We start from the raw sequence: 12,111 nt of genomic DNA, 5'->3' as shown, positions 1-12,111 counted from the left end.
CCTTTATGGTATTAAGACGACCTTTCCACATTTCCCTGCCCGCATGAGTTCGAACCCTTTTTCGAACTCTTCGAGCTTGAAGACGTGCGTGATGATCGGTTCAACGTTCAACTGACCCGTCGCAAGCATCGTCGAGACTTGGCTCCACGTCTCATACATCTTACGTCCTGTAATTCCTTGGACGCGGACCCCTTTAAAGACGACGTCCCGCGTCAGGTCGATGGCGACCGGACGAGCCGGGAGTGACAAGACGTTGACGTCCCCACCTGCCGTGACCATCTTGAACGCCTGATCGATCGCAACCGGGTGTCCGCTCATCTCGCAGACAACGTCGATTCCGTCTCCGTTTGATTCGCGCTCAATCAACTCGAGCGGATTCTCTTCTAAACTGTTGATGACGACATCTGCCCCCATCTCTTCGGCGAGTTTTAAACGATATGGATTGACGTCAATCGCATAGACACGACTCGCCCCTGCTGCTTTGGCGACACCGACCGCCATGAGTCCGATTGGGCCACAACCGACGATGGCGACCGATTTGGCTGACACATCACTCGCGAGCACCGTATGGACCGCATTCCCGAGTGGTTCTTGAATCGAAGCGAGTTTCGCCGGCATCGTCACCGGGTTCACCCATAGATTTTCTTCAGGCATGACGACATATTCTGCGAAACATCCTTGCGTGTCCACACCGATGATTTTTGTGTTTTTACAGATGTGGTACTGACCGCGCAAACATTGTTTACACTGATGGCAGACGATATGCGTCTCAGCGGATACCATCTGTCCGACCTTGATTCGTTTCGTCCCTTCGCCGAGCGCAACGACCTCCCCCGAAAACTCATGACCGAATACGTATGGTGGCTTGACGCGGCTCTGTGACCACTCATCCCACTCATAGATGTGGACATCGGTCCCACAAATCGATGTCGCTCTCACTTGAATGAGCACTTCCCCTGGTCCTGGTGTCGGAACCGGTACATCGACCAGTTTTGCCCCAAAACCGGCCGTGTGTTTTTGAATCGCTTTCATTACTGGTGTCGTTGTTTCCTTTTCTTTGGTTGACACGAGCTGTTCCATTGAAAACGTCCCCCTCTTGTCTCTTAATAATCGAACGATACGTTCCTTATCATCTTGTCATAAAATGAAGAAACTGAGAAGACGGAACGTCCGATTTCCATAAAAAAAGAGGAGCCATCCGCGCCGATGGCTCCTCCTCGCAAGAATAGGACCTATGTCCCGACCGCTCATCGTGGCTCAATGATGAGCTTGATGGCAGTACGTTCCTCTCCGTCAATCATAATATCAGTAAAGGCCGGAATGCAAATCAAATCGAGACCACTTGGCGCGACGAAGCCTCGGGCGATCGCGACGGCTTTGACGGATTGATTCAGCGCACCCGCCCCGATCGCTTGTATCTCACATGTTCCTTTTTCACGTAGCACACCCGCTAAAGCACCCGCAACGGAGTTAGGGTTCGATTTTGCCGAAACTTTGAGTACGTCCATTCTTGTTTCCCCCTCGGGTAGGTTGTTCAATCAAACCAAACGGTCTGATCATCTAGGTGTATTCGTTCGATTTTTGTAGCACGTTTCGTCTGATCGTCAATTGTAATGAAAACTCCATTAAGTTGTTCCCGTCCCTCGGCAACTTCAAACCGAACTGGGAGTTGTGTCATAAATTTTTTCAACACGACGGACGCATCCATACCGAGCACCCCGTCTAGTGGGCCGGTCATTCCGACGTCGGTAATATAAGCGGTCCCGTTCGAGAGGATGCGTTCGTCCGCCGTCTGCACATGTGTATGTGTCCCGACGACGGCTTGAGCACGACCGTCGAGATGATAGCCCATGGCAATCTTCTCGCTCGTCGCCTCGGCATGAACATCGACAAAAATGGCATCGACCTCATCCCGTACTTCTTCGACGAGACGGTCGACGGTGCGGAACGGACAATCGAGGGACGGCAAGAAGACGTTCCCCATGACGTTGATGACGGCCAATTTCTTTCCGTTTTGCTTCAACTTCATCATCCCGACCCCAGGTGTTCCGTCCGGATAATTGGCCGGGCGGACGATCCGGTCAGCATCATCAATCCAGTCAAAGATGTCACGGTTGTCCCACGTGTGATTCCCCATCGTCACGCCATGAAAGCCGAGCTCCAAAAACTGTTGGTAAATCTTTTTCGTGAGACCACGACCGTTCGCCGCGTTCTCACCATTGACGAGCATGAACGTCGGGTTGTATTTGTCTTTCAATCGACCGATTTGATTACTTAATATATCACGGCCAGGCTTCCCGACCACATCACCGATAAATAAAATTTTCATATAAAGTCCTCCCTCAAACAGAAAAAGCGGAGAAATTCTCCGCTTCGTTTACTTCGCATAATCGACGGAACGTGTTTCACGAATGACCGTCACTTTAATTTGTCCAGGATAATCGAGTTCGTCCTCAATCCGTTTACAAATATCTCGCGCCATCTTGCCGGCGACGACATCGTCGACGACGTCAGGGCGAACGATGATTCGGACTTCACGTCCCGCTTGAATCGCATACGATTTCTCGACACCTTCAAACGACTCACAGATTGACTCGAGTCGTTCGAGACGACGAATGTAGCTTTCTAGCGTCTCTTGACGAGCTCCCGGACGCGCAGCTGACAAGGCGTCGGCCGCTGCGACAAGTACCGCAATCGTCGATGTCGCTTCGACGTCCCCGTGGTGGGAAGCGATCGAGTTGATGACGACCGGATGTTCTTTGTACTTCGTCGCGAGTTCCACACCGATCTCGACGTGACTCCCTTCGACTTCGTGGTCAATCGCTTTTCCGATATCGTGTAAGAGCCCGGCCCGTTTCGCGAGCGTGACGTCTTCCCCGAGTTCGGCTGCCATCATCCCAGCAAGGTGAGCCACCTCGACCGAGTGAGACAAGACGTTCTGGCCATAGCTCGTACGATAGCGCATGCGACCGAGTGTTTTGACGAGGTCTGGATGGAGTCCATGAATCCCGGCTTCGAACGTCGCTTCTTCTCCGTATTCACGAATACGTTCATCCACTTCCCGACGAGATTTCTCGACCATCTCTTCAATTCGAGCCGGATGAATCCGACCGTCTTGAACGAGCTTTTCAAGCGTCATCTTCGCGATTTCACGGCGAACCGGGTCAAATCCTGACAGGATGACCGCTTCTGGCGTGTCATCGATGATGAGGTCGATCCCAGTCAGCGTCTCGAGCGTTCGGATGTTACGACCTTCACGCCCGATGATGCGACCTTTCATCTCATCACTCGGTAAGTTGACGACGGATACCGTCGTCTCGGCAACATGTTCAGCAGCATATCGTTGCATCGTGAGAGATAAGAGGTGTTTCGCTTTTTTATCCGCTTCTTGTTTTGCTTTTTGCTCGATTTCTTTTTGAAGGAGAGCAGCATCGTGAAGCGCTTCCTGCTTCGCTTCGTCCATGATGATGGTACGTGCTTCGTCTTTCGAGAGGGATGCCACGCGTACAAGTTCTTGGCGTGCCTCTTCGTATAACTCCTCCACTTTGCCTTCGAGCATTTCTGCTTCACGCTTGCGTTTTTCGAGTCCTCGTTCCTGTTCATCTAGCGAGTCCTCTTTCCGCTCAAGCATGTCTGCTTTGCGGTCGAGAAGCTCTTCTTTTTGAACGAGGCGATTCTCTTTCACTTTCTGTTCTTCGCGACGTTCACGGAGTTCCTGTTCCGTCTCATTACGAAGTTGAATCATCTCTTCTTTTACTTCAAGCCGTGCTTCTTTTTGCATCGCTTCCGATTGTTGTTTTGCTTGCTCTACAATCTTGGTCGCTTCCGTCTCGGCACCTTGAATCTTCGCTTCGGCGATCGATTTACGCACAAAAAAACCTGCAACAAAAGCTATCGGCAAAAGGAGGATCAGAATAAGCCAGTATAGCCATTCCATCATGTTCACCTCCCTTTCGCAAGGTTATTTTATTTTTTTAATAAGTGAGATACACAGGCAAGCCTGCGCATAACTTTATTGTACTTATTTAAGAGGGAGAATGCAATGCGCGGACAGGATAGAACTACCAATTGCCTAAAAAATTATACTAAAAAAATCTCACTCGGACGATTCCGAGTGAGACGAGTTGATTATTCGTCTTCGAGAAGCGAGAGGACTTCGTCGTCTTCTCCTTCGACCGTGACGGTTTTTTCTCCGTTCAAGCCGTAGTGGTCACGAATTTGTTGTTCCACTTCAGCCGCAATCGCAGGATTCTCTTTCATGTATTGTTTGGCGTTTTCACGACCTTGACCGAGACGCTCTTCATTGAACGAGTACCAAGCTCCGCTCTTTTGAACGATATCAAGGTCTGCACCGATATCGATGAGCTCTCCTTCACGTGAGATTCCCTCACCGTACATGATGTCGACTTCCGCCGTCTTGAACGGTGGGGCGATCTTGTTTTTTACGATCTTGATCTTCGTACGGTTCCCGACCATGTCTTGACCTTGTTTGAGCGTCTCCGCACGACGAACTTCAAGACGTACAGAAGAGTAGAACTTGAGGGCGCGACCACCAGGTGTCGTTTCTGGGTTACCGAACATGATTCCAATCTTCTCACGAATTTGGTTGATAAAGATGACGATCGTCTTCGACTTGTTCGTCGCACCAGACAACTTACGAAGTGCCTGAGACATCAATCGAGCTTGGAGACCAACGTGTGAATCGCCCATCTCTCCTTCAATCTCAGCTTTTGGAACGAGTGCCGCAACCGAGTCGACGACGAGGATATCGACCGCACCAGAGCGAACGAGCGCTTCGGCGATCTCGAGTGCCTGTTCCCCCGTGTCCGGTTGGGAAAGGAGCAACTCATCGATGTTGACGCCAAGGTTTTTAGCGTATTTCGGGTCGAGCGCGTGCTCAGCGTCGACGAACGCTGCTTGACCGCCACGTTTTTGAACTTCCGCAATCGCATGGAGGGCGACAGTCGTCTTACCTGAAGATTCCGGTCCATACACTTCAATGACACGACCGCGAGGGTATCCGCCCGCTCCGAGCGCGACATCGAGGGCGATTGACCCTGAAGGGATGACCGATACTTGTTGTTCTGTATTTTCACCAAGGCGCATAATCGAGCCTTTACCGAATTGTTTTTCAATCTGGCGCAATGCCATTTCTAACGCTTGTTTACGATCACTCATAGGTAAATGAGCCTCCTTTAATTGATACTTTCATTATACGTGAACAGACTTTGATACACAAGTTTTTTACGAACATTTATTCGCCTTTTTAATTCGTTGGCTGAGTTGCCATAATCCATCTTTTGCTGCTCGCATACGGATGACGTCACGTTCCTGATGGGGATACGTACGCTCGATGACCTCGATTCCCGAGGGCGTCTTTACCCCGATAAAGACCGTTCCGACAGGACGTCCAGAATTCGATGTCGGTCCGGCTTCGCCCGTGAATGAGAGCGCATAGTCGGCTCTCGTTTCGCGAGCCACTCCATCGACCATCTCATAGGCAACTTCTTTTGAGACGACTGAGTGCTGTTCAATTGTATCAAGAGAGACGCTCAAATACCTATTTTTTAGCTCATCCGAATAGGTTACGACACCCCCTAAAAAAACGGCTGACGCACCTGGTGTCGACGTGATCATCGATTGGACCTCACCACCTGTCAAGGATTCGGCAACAGCGAGCGTTCTCCCCTCGCGCTTTAACAACCGAATCAAGTTCGAGGCAATCGTCTCATCGTCTGACCCGAAGTAAAATAAACCGACCCGTTTCAAAATTTCAGTCTTCACGTCTTGAATCATCTCTCGTGCGGTCGACTCGTTCGTTGACCGGGCCGTGACCCGGAGTCTCGCCTCACCCGTCTCGGCATAAGGGGCAACGGTCGGGTTTGAGCCGTTCAGTAAGTCTTTCACGGCATCATCGAGAGCAGATTCTCCAATCTCATAAAACCGTAGCGATTCCGAAACGAGCGTGGCACCCGACAGTTTCTTTGGAAACGTCGCTTTGACAAGTGCTCTCATCTCACTCGGTACACCGGGTAAGAGCATCCATGACGTCTCCCCGGAGATCCACATCCCAGGAGCGAGACCGACCGGGTTTTGAAGCACATCGGACCCGTATAAGACATCTGCTTGCTTTGCATCTCCCTCATTCATCGGGCGGTCTCGGGAGACGAGGAATCGTTGAATCGTCTTATACGCTTCTTCATCCCGTACTATCGGACGTTCGAGTAAGTCGGAAAGGACTGTCTTCGTGACATCATCCGCTGTCGGCCCGAGTCCTCCTGTGACGATCACGAGGTCTGAACGTCGACGAGCGATTTCAAACGTTTCGCGCATCCGAATCGCGTTGTCCCCGACGACTTGATGATACAGGACCGAGACACCGTATTTCGACAGCTGTTCTGATATGTAACTCGCATTCGTATTGACGATTTCCCCTAAGAGCAACTCGCTTCCTACCGCAATGATTTCGGCTCGTTTCATCTCTTTTCCTCCTCGCCTTCAAAAAAAAGACGAGCTAGGTCAACCAACTCGTCTCTGTCGACTTACATCGACTTTACAATAATCTTGTAGTTTTGCGCGAAATACTCGGCACCCGAATAAATCGTCAATGCAAGTGCCAACCACATCGCCCACTCGCCAAACGGAATCCCGACATAGCTGAAAATCGGGTTACCGAACAATAAGAAGATGATGGCAAAGAGTTGCACCCATGTCTTCGCTTTTCCAGACTTTCCGGCCGCAACGACAATCCCTTCATCCGCAGCGACGAGACGTAAGCCGGTGACAGCAAATTCACGTGATAAAATCACGACGACGACCCAAGCCGCGACGAGGTCCATCTCGACGAGCAACACGAGTGCTGCCGTCACGAGCAGTTTGTCTGCGAGCGGGTCCATGAACTTACCAAAGTTCGTAACGAGGTTGTGCTTACGTGCCAAGTGACCGTCCAACCAGTCCGTGATGGCCGCAATGGTAAAAATCACACCTGCAATGAATTGGTGAAGTGGGATATCAGCACCTAAAAAGGCGATATTGCCCCAATCAAAATCAACAGCGAGCAAGACGACGAATACGGGGATCAGCACCACGCGTAGCATCGTCAATCGGTTAGGTAGGTTCATATAGAACGCCTCCTCTTAGAAGGAGAGTCGATTTATTCTTCGTCGACTCTCTTTACAAAAATATTTTGTGTGACCGGAGACTCTTGAAGTTCGAGTTCACGACCGTTGACGACGATTCTTTCAACGCCTGCGATGAGACCGATTCGAATACGAAGCGTGTCCGTCTCAGCGTCTTCAATGACAATCGGATTTTGTTTCGACTGGTTCGGATATTCAGGAGCAAGGAAAGCCCCTTCTAACGATGTATCACGAACACCTACATATGAGGCTGGCGATTCTTTCACATAAATCTCGGTCGACAGTTTCTCGCTCGTCGCCAGTTCATAAGTAATGTCAGCCCCGTTTGTTTCCGTGACCGCAATCGGACCAGATTCCGCTGGCGGTTCTTCCTCTACAGGTTCTTCTGAAGCCGAGTCTTCCTCAGTCGGCTCATCAGCCGGGACATCCTCGTTCTGGTCAACCGTGACCCCTGAACTCGGTGGCTCGGCGGGACTTGCATCCTGTTCGCCGAAGTCAATACTTCTCACCGCAAAATAGACCGCGGTGATGAGTAAGAAGACAGTAAGTGCGAGTAACACTTTCGGAACCCATCTTGAGACCCGATTCGTCGACTCGGAGGCTTTAGAGTATGTTTTTTTCCGAGAGAGTTGAACGGATGGCTGTGCCTCGATTTTCGGCAAATCCTTTGCGTACGTCTCATAAAGCTCGTCAACATCAAGACCGAGTGACTCCGCGTACGTTTTGATGAACGCCCGTGCATAGAAAGAGCCAGGGAGATTTTTGTAATCACCTTCCTCGATCGCGATGATATAGCGCTTTTGAATCTTCGTCGTCTGTTGGATTTGGTCGAGCGTCAATCCGCTCTCCTCACGCTTTTGTTTCAAAAAAGTCCCTAGTTCTGTCACAGGGGTCCACACCTTCCATTCACATAATTATTCAAACCATTCTGACTCTCGATGCGTTTCTTGTGGGATGATGATCTCTTCATCCGGGTTATTTCTCAACTCAATAATATAATCAAAGTCTTCATACACGCAATCCGTGTTTCGGACGTACAAATCAGGGTGCTCAATGACTTTCACAGCGGGTAACCGCATGACCTCACGAATGAGCTGACGATGTCGTTCATCCATCGTCCGAGTGGAGACCGCCCCATCGACTATGTAAACATGATCACCTTCACGCTCTTCTTCAAACAGTGAGGTCCGGACGGTCTGTTTCATCAATGTCGATGACAAGAATAACCATCGCTTATTCGCACAAACACTGGCAGCGACGATCGATTCGGTTTTTCCGACGCGCGGGTTTCCTCTTACACCAATCAGTAAGTGACGTTCTTCTTTCATCAATTCTGCGACGAAATCGACGAGAATCCCCAAGTCTTCCCGAACGAAACGGAACGTCTTCTTGTCATCGCTGTCATGATCAATATACCGGCCATGTCGGATCGCAATTCGGTCCCGAAGTTTCGGGCGGCGCAACTTGATGACCGCGATGGCTTCCATTCGCTTCAAGATATGCTCGAGTCGATGAACGTGGTCAGCTGCCGGGGCTTTCAGTAGCATCCCGCGCCGCTGCAGGTCGACTCCGTTGATTGTGACGATGGAGATTTGAAGCATCCCCATGAGTGACGCGATGTCCCCAAGGATACCGGGACGATTCTGGCACAGTTCATATTCGAGATACCACTCTTCGAATGCATGTTTCATCCCCAACCATCCTTTCGGTCGAACTCGCTACCTAGCCTATTTTAAATTATTTTAGAAGAATTGAAAAGAACAGGTTTATACACGCCGATGGAATCATTGCCAACCGCCGTCGATGCGTACTACATTGCCCGTCATATATGAGGCATCAGGTGAGCACAAAAAGCGGATCGTCTTGGCCACGTCTTCCGTCACACCGAGACGCCCAAGAGGAATGTCATCCATCACGGATTGTTTCGACTCTTCTACCGTATCATTCATTGGCGTATCAATCCACCCCGGTGTCACCGCATTGATTCGGACATGGAACGGTCCTGCCTCGCGGGCAAACGCTTTGACGAATCCGAGCTGCGCCGCTTTGACGGTCGAATAAAATACTTCAGCGGCCGCTCCGACCTCCCCCCATACGCTAGATACGATCACGATATCCAACGGCAGTTCATATGGTTTGGTTGCCACGATGGACTGGATGAGACGAACCATGGCCCGCACGTGCACCTCATAAAGCCGATCGAGCTCGTCGATGGCTTGGTCGACGACGAGACCGTGTAGCGCGTGACCAGCCACATACACGATCCGGTCAACGTTCGGGATTTCATTGACCCACCGCTCGACCGCTTCACGGTCTGACAGGTCACAAGTCACTATCTCTGCTTTAAGACCTTCTGAATCAATCAGATGACGAAGTCTATGACGCCCTTCGAACGCATGCATGATTAACTCATCCTCACGAAAAGCGAGCGAGACGGCACGTCCAATTGCACCGCTCGCTCCAACAATTAACGTCTTCATGGTTTTCTTACGATGCACACCGTCCGTTGATCATGACGGAACAAACGCTCGTATGATTCGTACAGTTCATCTAGAGTGATCGCATCGATCAGATCTGGGATGTCAAACAAGTTCCCGCCATTCAGTGCATAGCGTGAGAACTGATTGGCGATAAACTCTGGTGAGTTCAGCGCTTTTAAAAATTGCCCCTGCATCATCCGCTTCTTACGATCGAGCGTTTCTTGACCGAGGTGAAGTGGTCGCTCCAACGCACTTGTGACACGCTCGACAAAGGCATCCACTTGGGGCGTCTCCATCGACAATGCGGCAAAGGCAAACGTTTCTTCTGACGTATAGTCAAACGAGAACGCATCGTCAATCAACCCTTCGGCGTACAGTTCCGTATAGAGTGGGGCCGTCGTATCGAAGAGGGCGTGCATGAGCAATTCGACCGTCAGTTCTTGTTTGAGCCCCACCTCTCCTGCTTGCGGGACATCCTTATAGCCAATCATCACTTTCGGGACAGAGACGTCCATCTCGATGACGCGCTCCGCCAGTCGAACTGCGACCGGCTCGTCAATCGCTTCGCGGGCACGTAACGTTGGTTCTTCAAATGATTTGGACGATTGATTATCCCGAATGAGTTCCATCATGTCATCCGGCTCGATGTTCCCGACGACGAATAACGCCATGTTGCTCGGGTGATAGAATGCTTGATGACAGACGTACAGGTCTTCAGCCGTAATCTCCGAAATCGACTCGATCGTACCGGCGATATCGATTTTGACAGGATGTGTGTCGTACATCGCTTCAATTAGTCCAAAGAAAAGTCGCCACCCCGGGTTGTCTTGATACATTTGAATCTCTTGTCCGATGATGCCTTTTTCTTTCTCTACCGACTCTTTCGTGAAGTATGGCGTCTGAACGAAGTCGAGTAGCGTATTTACGTTCTCGCGGACGTTCGATGTGGCACCGAACAGATAAGCCGTCCGTGTGAAGGACGTGAAGGCGTTCGCTGAAGCCCCTTGGCGACCGAACTTTTGGAAGATATCGCCTTCCTCTTTCTCAAACATCTTATGCTCTAGAAAGTGAGCGATACCATCGGGCACTTCTACCCAGTCTTCTAGTTTGAAGCGACGGTCTATCGAACCGTATTTCGTCGTGAACGTCGCGAACGTTTTTTCATAACCGGTTTTCTTTAACAAGTACACGGAGAGGCCATTGTCGAGAATGTGGTGATGTAATGTCTCTCCGACGTTAGGGAAATCTAGTTTCATCTTTCTCCTCCTTTCAGGCAATAGACCGCTTCGAGCTCCATTTCTTTTGCGAGCGCGACGATGTGTTCTCGCGTCGTATGATCGATGATTGCCATCTCTTCGTCTAACGAGAACGGACGAACGTCCGCCCCACTCATCCACGCGATCAGTTGACGCGGATTGTCTCCGAGTTGTCGACGTTGGTGGAATAGAAGTTCTTTCGTCTGTTGCAACGTCTCATCCTCAAAGTCCCCTGCCTGAATGGCTTTTAATTGATCCTCGATGATCTGTTCGGTCTTTTGCTGATTCGTCGAATCGATGCCGGCGTAGACGAACAATTTTCGGCTGAGCGAACTGAACTGTGAGGCGGCATAGTATGCGAGGCTCTCTTTCTCACGGACGTTCATGAACAGTTTCGAGTGAGGGAAGCCCCCGAACAAACCGTTCACGACCTGCATGCGAAGCGCATCTTCCGTCCGCGGGTCGACATCGAGAGAATAGGCAAGATGAAGTTTGCTTTGTTTGATGTCTTGATGCTCCTCTAAACGTTTGAACTCTCCTTTACTCGCTTCCGGTAAATGTCGTGGTCGACGTGCACCGAGCGATTCGAGCGGTTCAAATGCCTGTTCGACCTGCTCTCGACTGACGTCCCCGACGACATAAATGTCGACACGATCATCTTGAATCATCGATTGATAAGCATCATACAACGATTTCGGTGTGACCTGGTCGAGTTGTTCGAGCGTACCGAGCGACGGAATGGCGAGTTCTCCTCCGAGCATCTCTTGAAGGCGCTGTTGGGCGAACCGCATCTTGTCATCATAGACCGATTCGATGCGCTGGCGTTGTAGTCGGCGTTCCTGTTCGACGATGAGCGGTTGGAACGCCCCGTCATAGGCGTTAGGCCGAAGGAGGACGTCCTCAAGCAACTTGATTGCCTGACTGAGCACGCTCTCCCCGACAAGGTTGTCATTGACGACTTCAAGTTGAAACTGGATGACATGCTCTTTACCGATTTTTGATGCGCCGGCGTACAAGTTCGTGTCATACAACTCCTCTAGCGGTGTGTGAAATAATTCAATGGACGGATAGGTCGCCGTCGATTTTTCCATGATGAACGGGAGCAGTGCTCGTCCCGCTACCGTATCTTGCGTCAGTGGTGCGGCAAATGAGACGAGACAAGTCGTCGTTTTGAATTTTTTGGTCGGATAGACCGAGTAGTGCAATTGATGCTCGAACTGTTCGATTCCTTTCATG

General features: G+C 50.6%; 12 protein-coding genes. All 12 read right to left on the bottom strand.

Annotated features, from left to right (window positions below):
• Window positions 1–3: 3 nt before the first annotated feature.
• Complete coding sequence (tdh, locus tag KNP00_RS11230) at window positions 4–1,080, bottom strand: L-threonine 3-dehydrogenase (protein ID WP_215145240.1); 1,077 nt, start codon at window positions 1,078–1,080, stop codon at window positions 4–6.
• Window positions 1,081–1,247: 167 nt separating this feature from the next.
• A complete protein-coding gene (locus KNP00_RS11225; protein WP_215145238.1) occupies window positions 1,248–1,508 on the bottom strand; it encodes a stage V sporulation protein S in 261 nt (86 codons plus the stop codon).
• Window positions 1,509–1,534: 26 nt separating this feature from the next.
• On the bottom strand, window positions 1,535–2,329 hold the full coding sequence (locus KNP00_RS11220) for a TIGR00282 family metallophosphoesterase (RefSeq protein ID WP_215145236.1): 795 nt from the start codon (window positions 2,327–2,329) through the stop codon (window positions 1,535–1,537).
• Window positions 2,330–2,377: 48 nt separating this feature from the next.
• On the bottom strand, window positions 2,378–3,940 hold the full coding sequence (gene rny, locus KNP00_RS11215; protein ID WP_420828320.1) for a ribonuclease Y: 1,563 nt from the start codon (window positions 3,938–3,940) through the stop codon (window positions 2,378–2,380).
• A gap of 188 nt (window positions 3,941–4,128) precedes the next feature.
• A complete protein-coding gene (gene recA, locus KNP00_RS11210; protein WP_215145232.1) occupies window positions 4,129–5,178 on the bottom strand; it encodes a recombinase RecA in 1,050 nt (349 codons plus the stop codon).
• 66 nt (window positions 5,179–5,244) lie between these two features.
• A complete protein-coding gene (locus KNP00_RS11205) occupies window positions 5,245–6,480 on the bottom strand; it encodes a competence/damage-inducible protein A (protein WP_215145230.1) in 1,236 nt (411 codons plus the stop codon).
• 62 nt (window positions 6,481–6,542) lie between these two features.
• A complete protein-coding gene (gene pgsA, locus KNP00_RS11200; protein ID WP_214787682.1) occupies window positions 6,543–7,121 on the bottom strand; it encodes a CDP-diacylglycerol--glycerol-3-phosphate 3-phosphatidyltransferase in 579 nt (192 codons plus the stop codon).
• Between the two features lie 32 nt (window positions 7,122–7,153).
• A complete protein-coding gene (locus KNP00_RS11195) occupies window positions 7,154–8,026 on the bottom strand; it encodes a helix-turn-helix domain-containing protein (protein WP_215145228.1) in 873 nt (290 codons plus the stop codon).
• 27 nt (window positions 8,027–8,053) lie between these two features.
• Window positions 8,054–8,830, bottom strand: a complete 777-nt coding sequence (locus KNP00_RS11190) for a YmfK family protein (RefSeq protein ID WP_215145226.1) — start codon at window positions 8,828–8,830, stop codon at window positions 8,054–8,056.
• Between the two features lie 93 nt (window positions 8,831–8,923).
• A complete protein-coding gene (gene ymfI / locus KNP00_RS11185) occupies window positions 8,924–9,619 on the bottom strand; it encodes an elongation factor P 5-aminopentanone reductase (RefSeq protein WP_215145225.1) in 696 nt (231 codons plus the stop codon).
• Window positions 9,616–10,875, bottom strand: coding sequence for an EF-P 5-aminopentanol modification-associated protein YfmH (gene yfmH, locus KNP00_RS11180; protein WP_215145223.1), 1,260 nt, complete (start codon window positions 10,873–10,875; stop codon window positions 9,616–9,618). Before yfmH ends, ymfI begins: the two co-directional genes overlap by 4 nt.
• Window positions 10,872–12,110 (bottom strand): EF-P 5-aminopentanol modification-associated protein YfmF, encoded by a 1,239-nt coding sequence (yfmF, locus tag KNP00_RS11175; protein ID WP_215145221.1) that lies wholly within the window; start codon window positions 12,108–12,110, stop codon window positions 10,872–10,874. The genes yfmH and yfmF overlap by 4 nt, the downstream gene beginning before the upstream one ends.
• Window position 12,111: the final 1 nt, after the last annotated feature.

Source organism: Exiguobacterium qingdaonense (assembly GCF_018617855.1).
GTDB classification, from domain to species: domain Bacteria; phylum Bacillota; class Bacilli; order Exiguobacteriales; family Exiguobacteriaceae; genus Exiguobacterium; species Exiguobacterium qingdaonense.
This window is presented reverse-complemented; position numbering and strand designations above follow the sequence as displayed.

Excerpts from the sequence above, each read along its gene's own strand:
- tdh (WP_215145240.1), bottom strand. The coding sequence starts at position 1,080 with ATGGAACAGCTCGTGTCAACCAAAGAAAAGGAAACAACGACACCAGTA.
- KNP00_RS11225 (WP_215145238.1), bottom strand. The coding sequence starts at position 1,508 with ATGGACGTACTCAAAGTTTCGGCAAAATCGAACCCTAACTCCGTTGCG.
- KNP00_RS11220 (WP_215145236.1), bottom strand. The coding sequence starts at position 2,329 with ATGAAAATTTTATTTATCGGTGATGTGGTCGGGAAGCCTGGCCGTGAT.
- rny (WP_420828320.1), bottom strand. The coding sequence starts at position 3,940 with ATGATGGAATGGCTATACTGGCTTATTCTGATCCTCCTTTTGCCGATA.
- recA (WP_215145232.1), bottom strand. The coding sequence starts at position 5,178 with ATGAGTGATCGTAAACAAGCGTTAGAAATGGCATTGCGCCAGATTGAA.
- KNP00_RS11205 (WP_215145230.1), bottom strand. The coding sequence starts at position 6,480 with ATGAAACGAGCCGAAATCATTGCGGTAGGAAGCGAGTTGCTCTTAGGG.
- pgsA (WP_214787682.1), bottom strand. The coding sequence starts at position 7,121 with ATGAACCTACCTAACCGATTGACGATGCTACGCGTGGTGCTGATCCCC.
- KNP00_RS11190 (WP_215145226.1), bottom strand. The coding sequence starts at position 8,830 with ATGAAACATGCATTCGAAGAGTGGTATCTCGAATATGAACTGTGCCAG.
- ymfI (WP_215145225.1), bottom strand. The coding sequence starts at position 9,619 with ATGAAGACGTTAATTGTTGGAGCGAGCGGTGCAATTGGACGTGCCGTC.
- yfmH (WP_215145223.1), bottom strand. The coding sequence starts at position 10,875 with ATGAAACTAGATTTCCCTAACGTCGGAGAGACATTACATCACCACATT.
- yfmF (WP_215145221.1), bottom strand. The coding sequence starts at position 12,110 with ATGAAAGGAATCGAACAGTTCGAGCATCAATTGCACTACTCGGTCTAT.